We start from the raw sequence: 18279 nt of genomic DNA, 5'->3' as shown, positions 1-18279 counted from the left end.
GTCGGTCAGAAGGTGAAGCGCAGGGTGCGGACGCGGTGGTCGAAGGAGGACGGGACGAGGTCGGGCGCGGCCGTGGAGCGGATCTCCGGGAGGCGGGTGAGGAGTTCGCGGAGGAGGGTGCGCATCTCCTGGCGGGCCAGGTGGGCGCCGAGGCAGAAGTGCGGGCCGCCGCCGCCGAAGCCGAGGTGGGGGTTGGGCGAGCGGGTGATGTCGAAGGTGTCGGGGTCGCGGAAGACCGCCTCGTCGCGGTTGGCGGAGCCGTAGAACAGCACCACCTTGTCGCCGGCGGCCAGTCTGGTTCCGGCCAACCGGTGGTCGACGGCCACGGTGCGGCGGAACTGCACGATCGGCGTCGAGTGGCGGACGATCTCCTCGACCGCGCCGCCGAGGTGCGCGTCCAGGTCGGAGAGCAGCAGGGCCCGCTGCTCGGGGTGGACGGTCAGCAGGTGCAGGCCGTGGGCGAGCGCGTTGCGGGTGGTCTCCACGCCCGCGACCAGCAGCAGCGAGAAGAACGCGCCCAGTTCGCGGGCGCCCAGCCGGCGGCCGTCCACGTCGGCGGTGACCAGGGCGGAGATCAGGTCGTCGGTCGGTTCGCGGCGGCGCTCGCGGCCGATCGCGGCGACCGTCAGCTGCATCGCGGCCAGGGCCCGCAGCCCGCGTCCCGGCACCCGCGGGCCGCGCCGGGCGACTCCCGCCGGGGCGGCGGCGCGGTCTGTCCGGACCAGGATGCGGCGGCGCTGCGCCTCCGGGATGCCCATCATCGAGCAGATCACCCGGTACGGGAGTTCGGCGGCCACGGCCGTGACGAAGTCGGTGGGCCGCTCGTGCTCCAGCCGGTCGACCAGGTGGGCGGAGATGTCGGCGATGTCCTGCCCGACCTTGGCGAGCAGCCGCGGCGTGAACGCCCGGCCGACCACCCGGCGCAGGTCGGCGTGGCGCGGGTCGTCCAGGTTGACCATCGAGTCGCCGAACACCGCCCGCACCCAGCGGGCCGGTTCCGGCGAGGTGACGCCCGGGCCCGAGAGGTACACCTGCGGGGCCCGGCTGGCCGCCGTCACGTCCGCGTGCCGGACCAGCGCCCAGCAGCGCCGCCCCGTGGCCCGGTCGGTGAACCCGACCGGGCCGGAGCGTTCGCGCAGGCGGGCGAACGCCGCGTACCGGGACTCCTCCGGGAGTCGCCAGAACGCGGGGTCGCCGAGATCGATGCCGCGCTGGGCGGCGTCCACGGGTGCGGCCATGGGGACGTTATCGCGCAGCCGGTGACACTACGTCAAGCCGCGACCGCAGCCGGTCATCGGTTCGATTGTCAGATCTGCGGATCGGCGTACGGGTTGCGGCCCTTGTCGAGCCGGGTGCCGTACGGGTTCGGGTCGTAGTGCGGGGGCTCCTGGCCGGCCGCTCCCGCAGGAGCGCCCTCGCCGCCGTCGGCGCCGCCCTCCGGCCCGTCCGCCTCCTCGTCCGCCTCCCCGTCGGCCGGGGGTTCGTACGGGGAGATCTCCCGGGCCAGCAGGGTCGCCCCCGCGACCGCGCCCGGCATCGCCAGCACCGTCGCCACCGGGACCAGGAAGGTCAGCACCAGGCCCGCGCCGAAGCCGACCGCCATCGGCAGCCGCGAGCGCAGCAGCCGCAGCCGCTCCTTCTGCGACAGGCCGCGCTTCTGCAGCGGCGTGGCCGTCAGTTCGGCGGTCAGGAAGAACCCGGAGACGCACACCCCCAGCACCGGCACCACCGTCTGCCCCACCACCGGGATGAAGCCGCACAGGAACAGCACGATCCCGAACGCCGCCGCGCGCAGCAGCACCGCGACGCTGTCCTTCGCCGCGACCCACAGCTCCCGCCACAGCGGCACGTCCGGGCTCTGCGGGCCGCCGCCCTCGGTCTCCTCGACCTTCGCCGACAGCGACTCGTAGAACGGCTCGCCGATCAGCAGCGTCACCGCCGTGAACGTCAGCACCGCGAGCAGACCGCCCATGCCGACCGCGGCGACCCCGACCAGCACCCGGAGGGTGTCCCGCCAGCCCTCCGCCCAGTCGTCGGCGAACGGCGTCGCCCAGGCCGCGAGGTCCCCCGCGTACGTGATCAGCACCGCCAGCACCGCGACGTACCCCACCAGGGTGATCAGCGCCGGGATCATCCCGAAGCCCCACCAGCGGCCGTGCCGCGCCACCCACCGCTGCCCGTTGAAGAGGAAGCGCAATCCCGCCCCGAAATCTCGCATCCCCGCACCTTAAAGGAAACCCCAAGAACCCTCGCCGCCAGGGCCGCCGCCCGACGGGTCGTCAGGTGCCGGTCGGTGCTGTGCGGGCGGCGCGGTCGGTGCGGTGGACGAGGGCCGCGGCGGCGAGGGTGCCGGTGGCGAGGGCGGGCCAGAGGGCGAGCGGGGGCAGGGCGGTGAGGACGGCCGGGGAGACGGCGAGGCCGAGGCCGGTGGAGAGTTGGAGGCGGGCCAGGGCGCGGCCGAGCGCGGCGGGCGGCGCCAGCGCGGTGACCAGGGCGGTGGCGCTGCCCGCGTAGAGGATCTCGCCGAGGGTGCAGGGCACCGACACCAGGGCGACCGCGAGCGGCCCGAGCAGCGCGGCCGGCAGGAACGCCAGGTAGCTCGCGGCGAGCACCACCCCCGCCAGCGCCAGCACCCGGGCCCGCGACAGGCGGGCCGCCGCCCGGGCCGTGACCGGCACCTGGAGCGCCACCACCAGCACCGTGTTCGCCACGAACACCGCCGCGGACCAGGCCGGCGAGGCGTGCAGGACCGTCACCAGCAGCAGCGGCAGCGCCACCTCGGGCACGTTCAGGCAGAACACGTACACCACGTTCGCCAGCAGCACCGCCCCCAGCCCGGATGCACCCGCCCGTCCCCGCTCCTGCTCCTGCTCCTGTGCGTCTTCCTGTGCCCGGGGGCGGTGCGGGGCCCGGACCCGGACCGAGCGGGCCAGCGCCGCCGCCGCCAGGTAGCCGAGTCCGGAGGCCAGCGCCAGCGCCCGCAGGGCCGTCGGGCCGCCCGCCAGGCAGGCGGTGGCGAGCAGCGCGCCGACCCCGAGCCCGGCGTTGCGGACGGCGCGGGCCGCCGCGAGGACGGTGTCCCGCAGGTGCTCCTCGGCGACGGTGGCGACCAGGGCCGCGTGCGCGGCGGGCCACGCCTGGTTGCCGACGCCGAGGAACAGCGCGGCCAGGACGAACGGCGCGACCCCGCCGACGGGCGCCGCGAGCAGCGCCGCCACGCCCGCCACCCGCACCAGCATCGACGCGGCCACCGCCGTGCTGCGCGCGCCCCGGTCGAGCCAGCGGCCGAGCGGCGGCAGGCAGACCAGCCCGGCGACGATCCCGCCCGTCATGGCGAGGCCGGTGGTGGCCGCGCCCAGGTCGAGGACGGTGATCCCGTACAGCAGCAGGAACGGCCGCAGCAGCCCCGTCCCGAGGGCGTCGACGAGCAGCGCGGCGGCGTAGCGCGGCCCGCCGCCGGCCCGGACGAGCCCGCGGAGTCCGGGGCGTGCTCCGGCGGCCGTGGAAGCGGCGGTGGCCGTAGTGGCGGTGGCGGTGGTCGTGGCGGTCATGGCGTCACGGTGCGGGTGGGGGCGGCGGCCGGTCACGTCGGTTGACGCTTTCCGTCAACCGGCGCCGCCGGGGTGGCCGTGAGCGGCGAGAATGCCGGGGTGACCCTGCGCATCGATCTCGCCGGGACGCCGCCGGAGCGGATCCGGTTCGGGGTCTCGCCGCTCGCCGAACTGACCGCGATGCTGCACGTGCTGGCCTCGCCCGAGCACCATCCGCGGCTGGCCGGCTGGGCGGCCGGGGTGTGGGCGGGCCTGCGGCCGGAGCTGGCGGAGCGGCTGCGCGAGGCGGAGTTCCTGTGGCGCTCCTCGCGGGCCGACTTCCTGGTGCCGGCCCGGCCCCGGGCCACGCTGGACGCGGAGCTGGACGAGGTCGACCTGATCGGGGACGAGCGGTACGCGCACGCGGCCCTGGTCACCACCTGCGGCTCGAACCGGCGCACCTTCGCCGGGCGCTCCCCGCTGCACGACCCGGCCGCCCGGGCCGACGCGCTGGACCGGGCGCAGGCCCGCGGCCCCGTCCAGGAAGCCTTCGCGGAGCGCCTGCTGGCCGATCCGCCGGCGGTCCGGGCCCGGGTCCGGGAGACCCTGGAGCAGTGCGCCGACGCCTTCTTCGACGCCGAGTGGCCCGCGCTCGCGGCCCGGCTGGGCCGGGACGTCCGCGACAAGACCGAGCTGAGCCGCCGTCAGGGCACGGCCGCCGCGCTCGCGGAGGTCTCGGCGGCCGTCGCGCTGACCCCCGACGGCGGCTCGCTGGTCCTCGACAAGCTGCAGGACTCCACCGCCCAGGCCGGTCCGGCCGGGGTCACCTTCCTGCCCAGCGTCTTCGGTGACCCGCACCTGGTCGCCGTGTACGCCCCGGGCTGGCAGCCCGTGGTCCAGTACCCGGCGGCGGGCGGCGGGCACCCCGTGCCCGTCCCGCTGGACACCGTCGCCCAGCGCCTGGACGCCCTCGCCCACCCCGTCCGGCTGCGCCTGGTCCGCACGCTGGCCCGCGGCCCGCACACCACCGGCGAACTCGCCCGCGCCTGGGAGCTGACCCCGCCCGAGGTCTCCCGCCACCTCGCCGTCCTGCGCCGCGCGGGCCTGCTCACGGCGACCCGCCGGGGCCGCCACGTCCACCACGCCCTCGACCTGGCCGCCACCACCGCCCTCGGCACCGACCTCCTGGCGGCCGTCCTTCGCTGAAGCCGGGCGCAGCGGGGCGCAACCGGTGCCCGGCGTCCGGCGCGGCGCGCCCTGCGGCGGGGAATGCTCCCCGGGTGAGGAGGTGGCCGATGGACGGTCGGGTGACGGTGGAGCGGGCCCGGGAGTGGCTGCGGGTCGCGGTGGCGGAGGCGGAGGCCGGTCTCGCGGAGGGCGGCATCCCGATCGGCGCGGCGCTCTTCCGGCTGGACGGCGAACTCCTCGGCCGCGGCCACAACCGCCGCGTCCAGGACGGCGACCCCTCGACGCACGCCGAGACCTCGGCGTTCCGCGCCGCCGGCCGGCTGCGCGGCTACCGCGACACCGTGATGGTCACCACGCTCTCGCCGTGCTGGTACTGCTCGGGCCTGGTCCGCCAGTTCGGCATCGGCCACGTCGTGATCGGCGAGTCCGCCACCTTCACCGGCGGCCACGACTGGCTCGCCGCCCACGGCACCGGCATCACCCTGCTCGACGACCCGCACTGCACAGCCCTGATGACCGACTTCGTCGCGGCCCGCCCCGACCTCTGGCACGAGGACATCGGCGCCTGAGGCGCGCCCTGCCGCCGACGGCTCAGGCCGGGCGCAGGTAGAGCTCGTCGGGGTAGCACCAGGCCCAGTCCTCGCCGGGGCGGAGCGAGCGGGCGAGGGGGTGACCGTCGGCGGCGTGCGCGTGCCGGTGGGCGTGCCGGCCGGGCGAACTGTCGCAGCAGCCGACGTGCCCGCAGCTCAGGCAGGCCAGCAGGTGGACCCAGGCGGTGCCGCTCCGCAGGCACTCCTCGCAGCCCGGCACCGCGTGCGCGGCGACCTCCCGCAGCCCGTCCAGGTGGGTGCAGGCCCGCTGCACGACCAGGCCCGGGTCCGCCGCCACCCGCCACTCACGCCGTCCGTCCACCCTGCCCACGATACGCGGGCGGGCCGGTCAGCCGGCGAGCGGCGCCGCGACGTGCCGGAGGTCGGCGTCCGACGCCTGCTCCCACTCGGCCGTCGCCGCCGGCTCCAGGAAGGGCGACCGGCTGGCGGGCAGCGGCGCCCGCGCCCGGGCGAGGGGCTCGTGGGTGGCAGTGTCGGAGAAGAGCTGCCAGGACGCGTGTTCGGAATGCATGGCCCACAGTCTGACCTGCCCGCACCGTTCCACGCCTGCGAATTTCCGAGGACGCCCCCGACCGGCCGAGCGGCTCGCCCGGGACGGGTGACGAACCGGGGGTTCGTCCTGCTCCCCGACGCCCCGCCCTCCGCCGGAGAACTTTTCCCCTCCGGGACCGATGAGTTCCTGCGACGGCGGTCGTCCAACGGGTGAAAGCAACCACGACCCACCGGGGAGACCTGAACAATGTCCAGCACCACCACCGCAGTTGACTCCACCGCCGTTTCCACCGCCAAGCCCGGCAAGGCCGCCGTCCGGACGGTGTGGGCGCTGCGCGTCCTGCTCGCCCTCTTCTTCGCCCTGGCCAGCGCGCTGCCCAAGCTCCTCGCCCTGCCCGCCGCCACCACCGTCTTCGACGCCATCGGGGTCGGCCACTGGTTCATGTACCTCACGGGCCTGGTCGAACTCGCCGGTGCGGTCGGCCTGTTGGTCCGCCGACTGGCCGGTCCGGCCGCGACCGGCCTGATCGTGTTCCTGCTGTTCGCGTTCGTCACCCAGCTCACCGCGATGCACGGCGAGAACGCCGGAACCCCGTTCCTCTTCATGGTGCCGCTGGCCGTCGTCGCCTGGCACCGGCGTGCCGAGACCGCCGCCCTCCTCCGCCGCACCCGCTGAGCCGGACGGGCCACCCCCCGCGGACGGTGCGTCCCCGACCGGTGCGAGACTCCGGGCATGTCCGAGCAGGATGCGCCCACCCGACCGGCCCGATCACCACGACACTGGTTCAACGCCCCCTGGAAGGCGGGCGCCTGGCTCTACCTGCCCGGCTTCGCCCTCGTCCTCAGCCATCTCGCCCCGGGACAGGGCCACGCCGTCCCCCTCTGGGCCGTCGGCCTGCCCACCGCCGTGACCGGAGCTGTCCTCACCACCCGCGGCCTGCGCGGACTCCCCGCCCCCCTGATCCTGCACCGCCGCGGGGTGACCGTCCCCGCCGCCCTCACCGGCCACGTCCGACGGGTCGAAGACCTCGGCGACGGCGAAGTCCGGTCCCGCTCCTACGCCGAATACGCCTTCGTCGACGAGACCGGAACCGCCCGGACCTACACCGCCTGGACCGAGGAGGGCGAGGCCACCGGCGAGCACCACCGACTCCGCTACGACCCGAAGAACCCCCAACTGGTCCGCCGCGCCAGAAACTTCAGAACCGACCTCTACGCCCGCCTCACCCTCACCCTGCTCATCCCCGTCCCCCTCCTCCTGGCCGGCCTGGCCATGTCCGCGGCAGCCCTGGCCACCGCCCTGCACCCCGCCCCGTGAAACGAGGGCGCCCGCCGCCGCGAGAATTCCGCAACGACGGGCGCCCTTTCACTTCCTGACGGCGCGTCAGGCCCGCACGGACGAGACGGCGGCGCCCAGCGCCTCCTTGATCCGCGGCCCGAGCCGGGCGAACCCGAGCTCCTTCATGGCCGCCCGCAGCAGCTCGTCGTCACTGCGCGAGGTGCCGTCGGCGTCCAACCAGGCCACCAGCGCGACCAGTTCCTCCGCCGCATAGCCCGTGATCGGCTTCCCGGGCACCACCTCGGGCCGAACCGCCTGCCCGACCTCGGCGACGGCCTCGACAACAGGCTCGGCGACGACGGGCTCGGCCTCGACCGCTTCGACGACCGGCTCGACCTCGGCAGGCGCTTCGACGACCGGCTCCACCTCGACGGCTTCGACCTCCGGCTCGACGACGGGCTCGGCCTCCGGGACAACGGCCTCGACCGCTTCGACGACCGGCTCGACCTCGGCAGGCGCTTCGACGACCGGCTCCGCCTCGACGGCTTCGGCCTCCGGCTCGACGACAGCTTCCGGCTCCGCCTCGGCGACGGCCTCGACCACAGGCTCCTCGATGACAGGCTCGGCGACCGGCTCCGCCTCAACGGCTTCCGCCTCCGGCTCGGCCTCGACGACCGGCTCGGCGGCTTCGACGGTGGGCTCCGCCTCGGCAACCACCTCAACAGCCTCGGGCTCAGCAGCAACCTCCGGATCGACGGCCGACTCGACCGCTTCGGTCTCCGGTTCGACGGCCTCGGGCTCAGCCTCCGCAGCCTCGACAGCTTCGGTTTCGACCTCGACCTCGACGTCCGGCTCGACGGCCTCGGGCTCGACGACTGCCTCCGGCTCGACCTCAGCCGCGGTGGCCTCGACCTCAGCAGTCGGCTCGACCGCTTCGGTCTCCGGCTCCGCAGCCTCGACAACGGCCTCGGGCTCGGCCGCAACCTCCGGCTCGACCTCGGACTCGGCAACCTCGGCGGCCGGCTCGACCGCTTCGGTCTCCGGCTCCGCGACCTCGACAACGGCCTCGGGCTCGGGCTCGGCCGCAACCTCGGCCTCGGTCGCGTCGTCCGTCGCCTGGCGCGGACCCGCTGCCAGGGCGGTGCGGGCGGCGTGGTGGCGGTCGTAGGCGGCGAGGGCGGCGTCCTTGTCGGCCTGTCGCTCGGTGAGTTCTTCGAGCAGGTCGCCGAGGCCCTGTTCGGCGAGTTCGAGGCGGAGCTGGCGGAGGGCGGAGAGGCGGTAGAGGGTGCCTTCGTCGGCGGCCAGGCGGTCGACGAGGTCGGCGAGTTCGGCCAGCGGGAGGGAGTCGAGGGCGCGCTCGGGGAGGAGGCGGGCGAGCGAGCGGACGGCGTCGGCGAGGGATTCGACGACGTTGGCGGTCTCGGTGAGGAGGGCGCCGTCGACGGGGACCGCGGGGCGCGAGCCCTCCTCGGCGAGCGCGGTCCAGTCGCGGTGGGCGGCCTCGGCCGCGACGAGCGCGGTGTGCAGGTCGGCCCGGCGGGTGCCGGAGGCGGAGAGGGCGCGGGCCTGGGTGCGCAGGCCGCGGCGCTGGTTCCAGCCGAGCTTGGCGCCGACGGCCTTGCGGTAGGCGCCGGTGCCGGTGGCGGCGGCGAGCTGCCCGAGGTCGCGGGCGTAGACCTCGGGGCGCAGCGTGGCCGTGGTGGCGTGGACGCGCTGGAGGAGGTCGAGCAGGGTGGTGAGGCCGCCGAGGGTGTCGGGGATGCGCAGGCCGGCCTTGTCGGCGATGGCGTTGGCGGCGCGGCCGACGGCGCGGGTGTCGCGGCTGCGGAGTTCGGCGAGGACGGTGGAGGCGGCGCGGGCCTCCTCGGGACCGGTGAGGGTCTCGGCGGCCTCCAGCCAGGGGTTGGTGTCGGCGGTGAGGGTGAAGCCGCCCTGGTCGGCGAAGCGGCCGAGTTCCTCGCGGGTGCTCTGGCGGGTCTCGCCGTCCGTCGCGGACACGGCTGCGGACACGGCCGCGGACGCGGCGTCGGACGCGGTGTCGTCGGCGTCGTTCAGGGTGCGCACTGTCATGTGATGAAGTCCGGTTCGTGGCGTGTGGCGGGCAGGGGGGCGGGTGGGGTGGGTGCGGCGGCGGTGGCGTCGCGGGAGGCCAGAATACGGGTGCGCGTTCGAGGCGTGCACGCAGCGGGTCCTTGCGAATTGCCGGGCCGGGGCGGACCGGTGGCGGCGGGCGCGGGGCCCGGCCGTGCGGTTCGTACGGTAGGGACGGTAGGGAGCGGCACCGACAGTACGCCCGGCCCGGGCGGGGGGCGGGCGTCGGGCGGGGTCACCGGGCGGCTCCGGGGAGCGCGGGGAGGAGGTGGCGGAGTTCGGCGAGGCCGACGGGCGGTTGGTAGTCGCGGACGGGGTCGCGGTGCCACCAGGCCCCGGTGGCGGCGAGTTCGCGGCCGTCGGTGAAGCGGTAGCGGTGCAGCCGGGCCCGGACCAGGGCGGGCGGGGTGTCGGGGAAGGGGTTGCGGCGCAGCAGGCGGAGGGTGTCGGGGTCGTTGACGAGCAGGCGGGCGAGCAGCGGGCGGAACCAGGGGCGGGCGTAGGACGGGGAGATCGCGGCGAACCACATCAGCCAGTCGAGGCGCAGGTGGTAGGGCGCGAACTGCCTGGGCAGGCGGCGGAGTTCGCCGGGCTTGCCGGGGAATTCGTACTCCTGCCAGCCGTCCTGCCCGTGAACGTCGCGGGTGCCTTCGAGGACGATCTCGTACCGGACGCGGTTGACGGTGCCGAACGCGCCGTAGCTGTTGACCAGGTGGAGCGGGTCGTAGGAGCGGTTCATCCGCTGCCGGGGGGAGAGCAGGTTGCGTACGGGGCCCGGGGAGCGGACCAGGACGAGGAGGGTGTAGGCGGCCACCGGGACGGCGTACCAGGCGGGCGGGGGCGGGTAGGGCGGGTCGGGGGCGAGCGGGAGGACGCGGCGCAGGGTGCCGGTGTCGAGGACGCCGAGGGCGAGGGCGACGGTGAGCCAGTTCAGCCAGGCGAAGTTGCCGGAGGCGATCAGCCAGAGCTGGGTGGCGATCATCAGCAGGGCGGCCCAGGAGGCGATCGGCTGCGGGAGGAACAGGCCGAAGGGGACGGCCAGTTGGACGAGGTGGTTGGCGGCGGCCTCGATCCGGTGCAGCGGGCGGGGCAGGTGGTGGAAGAACCAGCTGAGCGGTCCGGGCATCGGCTGGGTCTCGTGGTGGTGGTAGAGGCAGGTGAGGCGGCGCCAGCAGGCGTCGCCGCGCCATTTGATCAGTCCGGCGCCGAACTCGACCCGGAACAGCAGCCAGCGCAGCAGCCACATGCCGAGCAGCGGCGGGGCGACCCGGGTGTTGCCGAGGAACACGGCGAGCGCGCCGGCCTCCAGCAGCAGGGACTCCCATCCGAAGGCGTACCAGGTCTGCCCGGTGTTGACGACGGAGAGGTAGAGGACCCAGAGCACGGCCCAGGCGGCCATGGCGGCGGGGGTGGGCACCAGGTTCGCGGCGCCGGCCAGCAGGGCGGCGGCGAGGGCGAGTCCGGTCCGGGCGAGGGCGGCGTAGAGGCGGTCGCTGTAGTGCCAGTGGTAGAGGCTGGGGGCACGGCGGAACGGGACGCGGGCCAGGTGGCGCGGGATGGGGAGCAGGCCGCGGCTGCCGAGCAGGGCGCGGAACTGGCGGGCGGCGGCGAGGAATCCGCAGCAGTAGACGAGGGCGAGCAGGCGCAGGAACGCTTCCCGGGCGATCCGGTACTCGGGGGCGGCGAACCATGCCACGCGGCCGCTCCTCCCGTCGGCGGCGCGCTCCCGGGTCGGCCGCGCCGGGCCGCCCCCATGCCTACCATCCGGCGCGGCCGGGGCGGGGCGGGTGGCGGCGCGGTGGTGCGCCGGTTCATCCGGTCGGCCCTGTCCGGCGTGCGGCGGCGGGGCTCCGCGCATATCGCCTGCCGAAACCCCCTGCCGGGCGGGGCCGGAGTGTGGTCTCATTCCGCCGAACACCCTGTCAGGACCAAGACAAGGAGACGCACATGTCCGCGACCTCTCCGCAGCCCGCCGCCGAACCCGCCTGTCCCGCCCCGCAGAACCGTGCGGAACCTCCCGCCGACGCCCGCCCGGCCGGGCTGGGCGCGGCGGTCTGGGCGGCGCTCGGCATCGTGTACGTGGTGTGGGGTTCGACCTACCTGGCGATCCGGGTGGTGGTGGAGACCATGCCGCCACTGCTCTCCGGCGCGCTGCGGTTCGCCGTCGCGGCGGCGCTGCTGCTGGCGGGCATCGCGGTGCGCAAGGGCGTCCGGGCGCTGCGGGTGACGTGGCGCCAGTTCGGTTCCGCCGCGCTGGTGGGCCTGCTGCTGCTGGCCGGCGGCAACGGCGGGGTGGTGCTGGCGGAGCGGACCGTCCCGTCGGGGCTGGCGGCGCTGCTGGTGGCGAGCGTGCCGCTGTGGGTGGTGGTGCTGCGCCGGGTGTTCGGCGGGCGGACCGGCGGGGCGACGCTGGCGGGCGTGCTGGTCGGGCTGGTGGGCCTGGCGGTGCTGACGGGGCCGGGCCTGACGGGGGACGTCGAACTGTCGGGCCTGCTGCTGGTGGTGGGCGCGGCGGTGGTGTGGGCGCTGGGCTCGGTGCTGGCGGGGCGGCTGCCGATGCCGGCCGATCCGTTCGTGGCGAGCGCGTACGAGATGCTGGCGGGCGCGGCGGGCGCGCTGGCGCTGTCCTTCGTCCGGGGCGAGCCGGGGCGGTTCGAGCCGGGGGCGGTGTCGGGCGCGTCCTGGGCGGGGCTGGGGTACCTGGTGGTGTTCGGCTCCATTGTCGCGTTCACGTCTTATGCATGGCTGCTGCAGCGCGCACCGCTGCCGCTGGTCGCCACCTACGCCTACGTCAACCCGGTGGTGGCGGTGCTGCTCGGCTGGCTGTTCCTGTCCGAGTCGCTGACCTGGCCGATCTTGGTCGGCGGCGGGATCGTGGTCGGCGGGGTGTTCCTGGTGGCGCGCAACCAGCGCTGAACGATCTCCGCCCGATTCTCCCGATATGCCTTCAAGAAGGTAACGACTTGGTCGCTTCATCTCGACCAATGATTTACTTCTTGACGACACATGATGGGTGGGCTTGACTCCCCTTCACCTCGCCGCAGGGACGCGGCGCCGTCAGGGAGGCACCACCCACCATGAACTCGATGACGCGTCGACTCGTCATCGGCACGGCCGCCGTGTCGATGGCGCTGTCGCTCGCCGCCTGCGGGAACGACAAGCCCTCGTCGTCCTCGGGCAGCCAGGCGATCGGCCTGCTGCTGCCCGAGCGCACCTCCTCCACCCGCTACGAGGCGTTCGACAAGCCGCTGATCGAGGCCTCCGTCACCGGGCTGTGCACCCGGTGCACCCTCGACTACGCCAACGCCGACGGCGACGAGAAGGTCCAGAAGGAGCAGTTCGACGCGCTGCTCGCGCGCGGCGTCAAGGTGATCCTGCTGGACCCGGTGAACGCCTCGGCCACCGCGCCGTGGGTGGAGGCCGCCGCCAAGCAGGGCACCAAGGTCATCGCCTACGACCGGCTGGCGGCCGGCAAGGTCGCCGCGTACATCTCCTTCGACAACCAGCGCACCGGCGAACTGCAGGGCCAGGCCCTGCTGGACGCGCTCGGCCAGCGCGGCAAGAAGGCCGCGGACGCCGAGATCGTGATGATCAACGGCGCGGAGACCGACCCCAACGCGGGCGACTTCAAGGCCGGCGCGCACCGGGCGCTGGACGGCAAGGTCAAGCGGATCGCCTACGAGCAGTCCGGCGAGTGGAAGCCCGAGGTGGCCTCCGCCAAGGTCGACGAGGCGATCGCCAAGCTCGGCAAGAACGGCTTCCAGGCCGTGTACTCGGCCAACGACGGCATGGCCGGCGCGATCATCGACGCGCTGCACAAGGCCGGCCGCACCGACGTGCCGGTCGGCGGGCAGGACGCCTCGCTGGACGCGGTCCGCCGCATCCTCACCGGCGACCAGGCGTACACCATCTACAAGCCGTACCAGCCGGAGGCCGAGGCCGCCGCCAACATGGCGGTCTACCTGGTGAAGGGCATCGACGTGACCTCGGTGGCGTCCACCGTCACCAAGTCCGGCGACGAGCAGATCCCCTCGATGCTGCTCACCCCGATCGTCGTCACCAAGGCGAAGGTGGTGGAGACCGTCGTCGACGGCGGCCTCTACAAGGCCGAGGAGATCTGCACCCCGCAGTACGCCAAGGCCTGCAAGGACGCCGGCGTCCCGGGCTTCTGAGCCCCCGCGGTCCGGGGCGGGCGCGGCACCCTGTGCGGAGGTGCCGCGCCCGCCCCGTCTCAGTCCGGCGGCCCGCCGGCCGGGACGGCGCGCCAGACCGGGACGGCCAGCACCACCATGGCGGCCCCGAACAGCAGGAAGGTGCCGGGCGTGCCCAGCAGGCGCTGGAGCAGCGCGCCGACGGCCGCGCCGGTCGGCATCGCGCTCATGATGACGGCCCGGTAGGCGCCGCCGACCGCGCCACGGACCCCCGGCGGGGTCAGCCGCTGGCGGATCGTCGTGGTCAGCACGCCCCACATGCCGCCGAGCGCGGAGCCCGCCGTCATCGCCGCGAACAGCGGCACGCCGTCCAGGACGGCGGGCGCGGCGAACATCAGCCCCCAGCCGAGCCGGGTCGCGCACAGCACCGCCCGGGTGCCGAAGCGGCGCTCGGCCCGGTGCGCGGTGAGCGAGCCGACGGCGGTGCCGACGCCGACGGAGCTGAGCAGCAGGCCGTAGCCCGCGTCGCCGAGGTGCGGCGGGCCGGTGGTCGCGTACACCACGAACAGGGCCAGGAAGGACGTGTTGGCGAGGGTGGTGAGCGCCCCGGCCAGGGTGATGACCCGCAGCCCGCGGTTCCGGGCCAGGAACAGCAGGCCGGTCCGGGCCCCGGTCCGGCCGGGCCGGGCGCGCTCCTCCGGCGGGACGCGGCCGGCGTCCTTCGGCAGGGCGGTCAGCCGCAGCATCGAGCCCAGGTAGCCGGCGCCCGCGACCAGGAAGGCCACGGGGGCGGCCAGCGCGGTCAGCCAGCCGGCCAGCGCGGGGGCGACGAACTGGCCGGTGACCCGCACGGTGGTGGCCAACTGCCCGTTGGCGCGGGCCAGTTCGGCGGGCGGGACGACGGTGGGCAGCACCGTCTCGCTGCTGGTGTTGAAGACCGTCTCGGCGACGCCGACCAGGAACGCCAGGGCCAGCAGCAGGGCGAGCGGGAGCGCGTCCAGGGCGGCGGCCGCGCCGATGGCCAGGATCAGCAGCGCGCGGGCCCCGTCCGCGGCCAGCATCAGGGTCTTCCGGCCGGCCCGGTCGGCGAGCAGCCCGGCCGGGATGCCGAACAGCAGCCAGGGCAGCGTGGTCACCGCCATCACCAACGAGGAGGCGTCCGCCGAGCGGGTCAGCCGGGCCACCACCAGCAGCAGGCCCGTCCGCAGCACGCCGTCCCCGGTGTTGGCCAGCACGGACGCGCCCAGCAGCACCCGCAGCGGGCGGTTGCCGGGCCGCCGGGCGGCGGGCGGGGCGGGGGCCGGGGGCGGCGACAGGGCGGGCGCGGGCGGTGGCACAGGCAGAAGATAGTGCCCGAACTTCGTTGGCGGAACGCCTTCCTGACGACTGGGAGCCGGATCACAGGACGGTGACCCGGTACCCAGGACGACGCCCGGCGTGGTCCACTGGGCACCTTGCCGAGCGAGGGGAGCGTGCGACATGGACCTGCGGACCGACTACTTCCGGGCAGCTGACGAGGCCGCGGTGCAGCAAGTGATGGCGAAGGCGGAGCAGCCGCCCGCCGAGGCGTTCGACACGGTGCGGGCCCTGCGGATCGACCCGACCACCGTCCTGCCGCACCTGGTGGCCGCCGCGCGCGGCGAGCAGTCCGCCGAGAAGGCCGGCCCCGACGCGTCGGTCTGGCCGACCGGGCCGCAGCCCTGGGACGCGGAGGGGCCGGGCACCGCGATCGACTTCGAGGACCCGTGGATGACCGGCCCGTGGGTGGTCCGGCTCACCGAGGAGACCCGGGACGCGCTGGCCGGCATCGAGCGCCGCCACCTCCCCGAACTGGCCGCCGCGTGGGGGCGCTCGGACGAGCTGAAGGCCGCCGAGCCGGTGGCCCTGATGACGCTGATCCACCACCTGTCGATCCTGGCGCGCCGGGCCCGGAAGGCCGGGCAGCCGATGTTCTGCGCCCTGACGGCGGCGGCCTGACGGGACGGGACGCCCGGTGGACGACCTGATCGACGTCTTCCGTGCCCGGGACGCGCCCGCCGTCCGGGCCGTCCTCCCGGCGGGCGCCCCGCGCGAGGTGTTCGACACCGTGCCGGACGTCTCCGCCGCCGTCCTCGACCTGCTGGAGGAGTTGCTCCCCGCGGCCGCGGAAACGGAGGGGCTGACCTGCACGGTGTGGCCCACCGTCCCGTGGCCGGGCTGCCTGGTGCCCGCCGGGCACCCGTGGCGCACCGGCCCGTGGGCGTACGAGCTGCACCCGGCCGTCCTCGCGGGGCTGGCCGGCACCCCGCCGACCGGGCTGCTGGCCCTGCGCCCGTACGGCCGGCCGCTGCCGGTCGGGACGCTCGCCGCCCTGGCCCCGCTGACCGGGCTGGCCCGGCGGGCGGCGGCGGGCGGGGAGCGGCTGTTCTACGGGGTGGCGCCCCGCGGCCCGGAGGAAGCCTGAGCCGTCGCGGGGGCCTGGGCCGTCGCGGGGGTCCGAACCGTCGCGGGGGTCTTCGGGCGGGCGGCGCGCTGGGTGGCGGCGATGCAGGCGACCACGGCGAGCGCGGCGGGCACGGCGGTGGCGGGCAGCGTCTCGGCGAGCAGCAGGACGGCCCAGCAGAGCGTCAGCAGCGGCTGGGCGAGCTGGAGCTGGCTGGCCCGGGGGACGCCGATCGCGGCCATGCCCCGGTACCAGACGACGAAGCCGCCGAACTGGGAGACGGCCGCCAGGTAGCCGAGGCCGGTGACGCCGTGCCAGGTCCAGTGGACGGGCTCGACGGCGAGGGCGAGCGCGCCGGTGAGCGCGGTGACGGGCAGCGCGGCGACCACGCCCCAGGCGATCACCTGCCAGCCGGGCAGGCTGTGGGCCAGCCGCCCGCCCTCGGCGTAGCCGACCGCGCAGACCACCAGCGCGCCGAACAGGTAGAGGTCGGCGGTGGTGAACCCGGCGCCGCCGCTCTGCTGGACGGTGAAGGCCAGCACCACGGCGGCCCCGGCGAGCGCGGCGAGCCAGAACGCGCGCGGCGGGCGGGAGCCGGAGCGCAGCGCGGCGACGGCGGCGGTGGCCAGCGGCAGCAGGCCGATCACCACGGCGGAGTGCGCGGTGGAGGAGATCCGCAGCGCCAGCGTGGACAGCAGCGGGAAGCCGACCGCGCAGCCCGCGGCGACGGCCGCCAGCCCCGGCCAGGCGGAGCGCGGCGGGACGCGGGCGCCGGTGGCGAGCAGGCAGGCCCCGGCGATCAGCGCGGCCAGCACGCCGCGCAGGCCGGTGACCGTCCAGGGGCCGAAGCCCTCCAGGGCCCAGGCGGTGGCGGGGAAGCTGAACGAGAAGGAGAGCACCCCGAGGGCGGCCTGCGCGGAGCCGGTGACCGCTATCGGGCGAAGGACAGTAGCGCTATTCTGTGCTGACATAAAGGACGGTAGCAGTTCCGCCGCACGCGGGGCCAGCGGTCCGGAACTCCGAGGCGAAGGGCTGCTGGTGACGGTTCAGGAGCTGACGGTCGCGCTGCGCGCCGAAGTGATGCGCTACTCGCCCGGCGAGCGGATTCCGAGTAGCAGGGAGCTGGTGGAGCGCCACCGGGTCAGCCCGGTCTCGGTGTCCCGGGCGATCCGCGAGCTGGCCGCGGAGGGCGTGGTGGTGACCAGGCCGGGCGCGGGTGTGTTCCGGGCCGAGCCGCGCCCGGCGGCCGCCCCGCGCGGCGACTTCTCCTGGCAGGAGGTGGCGCTCAGCGCCGAGGCGGGCGCGCCGCCCGCCCGGGTGGTGGACGCCTCCGGGGTGCTGGCGGCGCTCACCCTGCCACAGGCCGAGGTGATCGACCTCAACAGCGGCTACCCGCACGCCTCGCTGCTCCCCGAACGGGCGCTGGCGGGGGCGCTGGCCCGGGCCGCCCGCCGCCCCGGCGCCTGGGGCCGCCCGCCGCTGGAGGGCCTGCCGGAGCTGCGCGACTGGTTCGCCCGCACGCTGGGCGGCGGCGTCACGGCCGCCGAGGTGCTGGTCACCGCGGGTGGGCAGAGCGCGCTCACCACCGCGCTGCGCTCGCTCGCCCCGCCCGGCGCGCCGGTGCTGGTCGAGTCCCCCACCTACCCGGGCCTGCTGGCGATCGCCCGGGCCGCGGGCCTGCGCCCCGTCCCGGTGCCGGTCGACGAGGACGGGGTGCGCCCCGAACGGCTGGCGGAGGCGTTCGCGGTGTCCGGGGCCCGGCTGTTCGTCTGCCAGCCGCTGTTCCAGAACCCGACCGGCGTCGTCCTGGCCGCCGGTCGGCGGCGGGCGGTGCTGGCCGCCGCGAAGCGGGCCGGGGCGTTCGTGGTCGAGGACGACTTCGCCCGGCTGCTCGCCCACGCGGACGCCCCCGAACTCCCGCCGCCGCTGGCCGCCGACGACCCGGACGGCACGGTGGTGCACGTCCGCTCGCTCACCAAGGCCGCCTCGCCGAGCCTGCGGGTGGGCGCACTGGTGGCCCGCGGCCCGGCGCTGGCCCGGCTGCGCGCCGTCCAGGCGGTGGACTCCTTCTTCGTCCCCCGCCCGCTCCAGGAGGCCGCCCTGGAACTGGTCACCTCCCCCGACTGGACGCGCCACCTCCGCACACTGGCCCGGGAGTTGACGGACCGCCGGCAGGTGATGGCCGCCGCCCTGACCGAACACGCCCCGACCCTGCTGCCGCCCCGCCTGCCGCGCGGCGGCTTCCACCTGTGGCTGACCCTGCCCGCCCCGGTCGACCCGGCCGCCTTCACCGCCGCCGCCCTCCGCCAGGGCGTCGCCGTCTCCCCCGGCCCGGGCTACTTCACCGCCGAACCCGCACCCCGCACCCGCATCAGCCTCGCCGCCGCCGAGAACCACACCCAACTCGCCACCGCAGCGACAGAACTGGCCCGGGCCCTGGCCACCCTGACCTGACCGCCCCACCCGCCGCACACGTCGGCGCCCGAACCCCGGCAGGGCCCATGCCGACCACCCC

At 75.7% G+C, this 18279-nt stretch carries 18 protein-coding genes; 9 read left to right on the top strand and 9 right to left on the bottom strand.

Annotation, left to right across the window (positions count from 1 at the left end; all coding sequences use genetic code 11):
• Positions 1-5: 5 nt before the first annotated feature.
• The 3 genes from ACIQBJ_RS06365 to ACIQBJ_RS06355 form a co-directional block, all read right to left on the bottom strand.
• The gene (locus ACIQBJ_RS06365) at positions 6-1238 is read right to left on the bottom strand and encodes a cytochrome P450 (protein ID WP_400704444.1); all 1233 of its coding nucleotides are present in this window, start codon (positions 1236-1238) and stop codon (positions 6-8) included.
• A gap of 68 nt (positions 1239-1306) precedes the next feature.
• On the bottom strand, positions 1307-2218 hold the full coding sequence (locus ACIQBJ_RS06360; RefSeq protein WP_400704441.1) for an EI24 domain-containing protein: 912 nt from the start codon (positions 2216-2218) through the stop codon (positions 1307-1309).
• Positions 2219-2279: 61 nt separating this feature from the next.
• Complete coding sequence (locus tag ACIQBJ_RS06355) at positions 2280-3551, bottom strand: MFS transporter (RefSeq protein ID WP_400704438.1); 1272 nt, start codon at positions 3549-3551, stop codon at positions 2280-2282.
• 99 nt (positions 3552-3650) lie between these two features.
• Here ACIQBJ_RS06355 and ACIQBJ_RS06350 point away from each other — a divergent pair, with 99 nt between their 5' ends.
• Entirely contained in the window at positions 3651-4736 is a 1086-nt protein-coding gene (locus ACIQBJ_RS06350; protein ID WP_400704435.1) for a DUF5937 family protein, read from the top strand.
• An 89-nt stretch (positions 4737-4825) separates the two neighbouring features.
• Positions 4826-5287 carry a nucleoside deaminase gene (locus tag ACIQBJ_RS06345; protein WP_400704432.1) on the top strand — a complete coding sequence of 154 codons (462 nt, stop codon included), beginning with the start codon at positions 4826-4828 and terminating at the stop codon, positions 5285-5287.
• A gap of 22 nt (positions 5288-5309) precedes the next feature.
• On the opposite strand, the gene ACIQBJ_RS06340 is transcribed toward ACIQBJ_RS06345, so the two are convergent.
• Positions 5310-5630, bottom strand: a complete 321-nt coding sequence (locus ACIQBJ_RS06340) for a UBP-type zinc finger domain-containing protein (RefSeq protein ID WP_400704429.1) — start codon at positions 5628-5630, stop codon at positions 5310-5312.
• Positions 5631-5657: 27 nt separating this feature from the next.
• Entirely contained in the window at positions 5658-5840 is a 183-nt protein-coding gene (locus ACIQBJ_RS06335; protein WP_400704426.1) for a hypothetical protein, read from the bottom strand.
• 228 nt (positions 5841-6068) lie between these two features.
• Between ACIQBJ_RS06335 and ACIQBJ_RS06330 the strand changes: the two genes are divergently transcribed.
• Both ACIQBJ_RS06330 and ACIQBJ_RS06325 read left to right on the top strand, forming a co-directional pair.
• Positions 6069-6497 carry a DoxX family protein gene (locus ACIQBJ_RS06330; RefSeq protein WP_400704423.1) on the top strand — a complete coding sequence of 143 codons (429 nt, stop codon included), beginning with the start codon at positions 6069-6071 and terminating at the stop codon, positions 6495-6497.
• A 57-nt stretch (positions 6498-6554) separates the two neighbouring features.
• Positions 6555-7139: a DUF3592 domain-containing protein gene (locus ACIQBJ_RS06325; protein ID WP_400704420.1), complete on the top strand. Its 585-nt coding sequence runs from the start codon at positions 6555-6557 to the stop codon at positions 7137-7139.
• A 66-nt stretch (positions 7140-7205) separates the two neighbouring features.
• On the opposite strand, the gene ACIQBJ_RS06320 is transcribed toward ACIQBJ_RS06325, so the two are convergent.
• Together ACIQBJ_RS06320 and ACIQBJ_RS06315 are read right to left on the bottom strand one after the other, a co-directional pair.
• Positions 7206-9170 (bottom strand): hypothetical protein, encoded by a 1965-nt coding sequence (locus ACIQBJ_RS06320; protein ID WP_400704417.1) that lies wholly within the window; start codon positions 9168-9170, stop codon positions 7206-7208.
• 256 nt (positions 9171-9426) lie between these two features.
• A complete protein-coding gene (locus ACIQBJ_RS06315) occupies positions 9427-10887 on the bottom strand; it encodes a lipase maturation factor family protein (protein WP_400704414.1) in 1461 nt (486 codons plus the stop codon).
• Positions 10888-11138: 251 nt separating this feature from the next.
• On the opposite strand from ACIQBJ_RS06315, the gene ACIQBJ_RS06310 reads away from it, so the two are divergent.
• Both ACIQBJ_RS06310 and ACIQBJ_RS06305 read left to right on the top strand, forming a co-directional pair.
• Positions 11139-12107 carry an EamA family transporter gene (locus ACIQBJ_RS06310; RefSeq protein ID WP_400704411.1) on the top strand — a complete coding sequence of 323 codons (969 nt, stop codon included), beginning with the start codon at positions 11139-11141 and terminating at the stop codon, positions 12105-12107.
• A 161-nt stretch (positions 12108-12268) separates the two neighbouring features.
• Complete coding sequence (locus tag ACIQBJ_RS06305) at positions 12269-13363, top strand: sugar ABC transporter substrate-binding protein (RefSeq protein ID WP_400704408.1); 1095 nt, start codon at positions 12269-12271, stop codon at positions 13361-13363.
• A 59-nt stretch (positions 13364-13422) separates the two neighbouring features.
• Here the strand turns inward: ACIQBJ_RS06305 and ACIQBJ_RS06300 are convergent, their stop codons facing one another.
• Positions 13423-14679 (bottom strand): MFS transporter, encoded by a 1257-nt coding sequence (locus tag ACIQBJ_RS06300; protein WP_400704405.1) that lies wholly within the window; start codon positions 14677-14679, stop codon positions 13423-13425.
• 142 nt (positions 14680-14821) lie between these two features.
• On the opposite strand from ACIQBJ_RS06300, the gene ACIQBJ_RS06295 reads away from it, so the two are divergent.
• Positions 14822-15319: a hypothetical protein gene (locus ACIQBJ_RS06295; protein ID WP_400704402.1), complete on the top strand. Its 498-nt coding sequence runs from the start codon at positions 14822-14824 to the stop codon at positions 15317-15319.
• Positions 15320-15335: 16 nt separating this feature from the next.
• On the top strand, positions 15336-15785 hold the full coding sequence (locus tag ACIQBJ_RS06290; protein WP_400704399.1) for a hypothetical protein: 450 nt from the start codon (positions 15336-15338) through the stop codon (positions 15783-15785).
• On the opposite strand, the gene ACIQBJ_RS06285 is transcribed toward ACIQBJ_RS06290, so the two are convergent.
• Complete coding sequence (locus ACIQBJ_RS06285) at positions 15749-16735, bottom strand: DMT family transporter (protein WP_400704396.1); 987 nt, start codon at positions 16733-16735, stop codon at positions 15749-15751. The two genes, ACIQBJ_RS06290 and ACIQBJ_RS06285, sit on opposite strands and share 37 nt — an antisense overlap.
• A 109-nt stretch (positions 16736-16844) precedes the next feature.
• On the opposite strand from ACIQBJ_RS06285, the gene ACIQBJ_RS06280 reads away from it, so the two are divergent.
• Complete coding sequence (locus ACIQBJ_RS06280; protein WP_400705811.1) at positions 16845-18218, top strand: PLP-dependent aminotransferase family protein; 1374 nt, start codon at positions 16845-16847, stop codon at positions 18216-18218.
• The last annotated feature ends 61 nt before the right edge of the window (positions 18219-18279 follow it).

Origin of the sequence: Kitasatospora sp. NPDC088391, from assembly GCF_044753345.1 — a bacterium.
Classification (GTDB): domain Bacteria; phylum Actinomycetota; class Actinomycetes; order Streptomycetales; family Streptomycetaceae; genus Kitasatospora.
Note: the sequence above shows the minus strand (reverse complement) of the source record. Positions and strands in the feature narration are given on the sequence as shown.